A 3042-nucleotide genomic window follows, 5' to 3' on the forward strand; every position below is an offset into this window, starting at 1 on the left:
AAATTCACACTCCATAAAGGCTCCTCAAGGGGTAAATATCTCTTATTATAGCCGATTTCCATCTTGACACATCAATAGGAAGTTTAAGGTAAAAAAAATACCGCCTGATATACAATCGAATCTTATGCTAAACGTATAGAATATTTCGGTTGAGAAAAAAGGATTAAGGGATGATAACCAATCACAAAAGCCATAAAGAGATACGTTTCATTCTAATGGTTTTTATCCTTATCGCTTTGCTTATGATAGGCTCTAAAATCAATAGTTTATATCAAATCGGCGAGATGAAAAAAATAACCAATGATATATTTGAATATCCGTTTAAAATCTCCAATGCCACCCTCGCAATGAAATCAGAAATCTACAAAATACATCGTGATATGAAAGATATCGTGTTGTCCGAATCCAATGAAGAGTTACAAGAAAGTATCAAAGACGTTGACAGGCACGAACAACATGTTTATGCGTATCTAACAATTATCAAAGCAGGGATGAGAGATGAAGAGGGAAAAAAACTCGAACATCAAACCAGAGAATTATTTGCGCAGTGGAAACCGTTTCGGGATGAAACGATCGAACTGATTAAAAACCATAAAAGAACGGACGCTATCGCAAGAACCAAAGGAAATGGGGCACATCTGGTTTTACAGCTTGAAAATTCAACGTTAAACCTTTACCTCTATGCCCAGAACAAAGCAAACAATTATAAACGTTATTCCGATTCTATGCATATGAAGTTTATCAATGTGAGTATTTTGATGGGCGCAGGACTTCTGCTATTATTATTTCTTATTGCTTATTATACACTCAGCAGGATTACAAACTATATTTTAAAAACTGCCCACTTAACGGAAGTCATCTCCGTTATCCGGGCGGTTAATCAACTAATAGTCCGAGAAAAAAGCCGACACAAATTAGTTCAGGATATCTGTAATGTTTTAGTCACCAATCGTGTCTATGGCAATGCCTGGATTGCCCTCTACAATGATTCGAGACGTATTGAATACGTTACCAGCGGGGATAATTCAGAAAAATTTACCCAATTAAAACATAAACTTGAAGGCGGATGGATCCCCCCTTGTATTCAAAATATCGATGATCAGAAAGATGGTCATTTATTGATTGAAAGCACGAAAAGAAGTTGCCCGGAATGCCCGTTTACAGATTTGTATGAGAGCAAAGGGGCGTTTAGCATACAGCTGAAATTTAACGAAAAAGTATTTGGGAATCTTACCCTCTCCGTCAATACCGCTTACCTCAAGGATGAAGAAGAAATATCTCTTTTGCATGAAGTCGCCGGTGACATATCGTATGCACTTTACAATTTAGAGATAGAAGAACACCTAAGCGAGCATGAAAGTTCTCTTCTTTATGTCAAAGAGCTCTACGGAAATATCATTAACAGTGTTGATAATATCCTTTTTGTCAAAGATACCAATTTTATTTACACCGTCTGCAATCAAGCATTTGAAAAATTTGTGGGAAAATCCAATCAAGAGATAGTCGGTAAAAGCGATTACGAAATTTTTGACAAAAGCCTTGCCGATTTTTTTCGCAGCTACGATGAAAAAATGTTCTTAGAAAAAAAGGCTAGTTCTAATTTCGAATGGGTCACCTATCCTGACGGCTCAAAAGTCTATCTCTATACGGTCAAATCCCCAGTGATAGATTCGACAGGAAACATTGTAGGATTGGTCGGGAATTCCGCTGATTTCACCGAACAAAAAAGAGCGGAAGATGCCCTTTTCGAAAGTCAGAAAAATTATAAACTACTTGCCGATAATGGCATCGATTTAATCTGGAAAATGGACATAGAGCTACAGTTTACTTATGTAAATCCTTCGGTAAAAACGTTGTTTGGATACAGTGAAGAGGAGTTCATCGGAACCAAACTCTATCAACACTGCACCCCGGAAATGTTTGAAAAAGCACGCGTACTCATATCCAAAATGCTCAGTACCAACAACGATGAGGGAGCTTCTTTGGAGATGATTATGCATAAAAAAGACGGCAGTGAAATCCCCTTAGAAATCAATGGAAAGATCATTTTCGATGAAACCCATACCCCGATCGGTTTTCAAGGTTCGGCTCGTGACTTCACCGTTCAAACAGAGGCACGAAATAAACTTAACGATGCATTGAATGCACTGGAAAAAAAATCCCAAGAACTTCAAACCATCCTAAAAGAAGCCCCGAATCCTATCATGCTCCACAACGAAGCGGGCGAAGTACTAATGGTCAATAAAGTCTGGGAAAGCCTCACCGGATATAGCTATCCAGAGATAAACACCCTTGAAAAATGGACCAAAAAAGCGTGCCATAAAAAAAGTCTTTTAAAAGAAAAAAACACTGAAGAACTTTATTCGATACAGGAAAAAATTAATCTCGGTGAAAATGTCATCACCTCCAAGGAGGGAAATGAGATGATCTGGCAGGTCAGCTCCGCCCCTCTGGGGATGATCAACGGCAAACGTACTATCGTTACGTCCGCTACGGACATTACCGAGCTAAAGAAAAAAGATGAACTGATGATGGCACAATCGCGTCATGCGGCAATGGGAGAGATGATCGGAATGATTGCCCATCAATGGAGACAACCGATTGCGGGAATCGCTATGGATGCAAACAATATGTTGATGGATATTGCTTTTGAGACATTTGATAATACCGCAGGAGCGGAGTATGCCCAAGATATTTTAGATCAGACCAATCACCTCTCCAAAACAATCGATGACTTTAGGAACTTTTTCAAGCCCGATAAGTCGGTTTCAGCCGTCAAAGTAGAAGATATTATCGAAGAGACTCTCGCCATTGTCAAAGAGAGCCTGACCAACAACTCCATTGCCATCGAAACCTCTTACCTGTCCAATTCTGTAGTGAATGCCTACCCTCGGGAATTGATGCAGGTTTTCGTCAATATTATCAATAATGCCAAAGATTCATTGATCTCCAGCCATCCTCCCAATGCGCACATTGATATTAAAATCTATGATGACGAAGACTATGTCAACAGTGAAATTTGCGATAACGGCGGTGGAATTG

1 protein-coding gene is annotated in these 3042 nt (G+C 39.1%); it reads left to right on the forward strand.

The annotated features are described in order from the left end of the window. Positions 1–170: 170 nt before the first annotated feature. Positions 171–3042 (forward strand): PAS domain S-box protein (locus Q0C19_RS11705; protein WP_295056280.1); only part of this gene is annotated, 2872 nt, incomplete at its 3' end.

The organism is Sulfuricurvum sp., from assembly GCF_023250475.1.
GTDB lineage: Bacteria > Campylobacterota > Campylobacteria > Campylobacterales > Sulfurimonadaceae > Sulfuricurvum.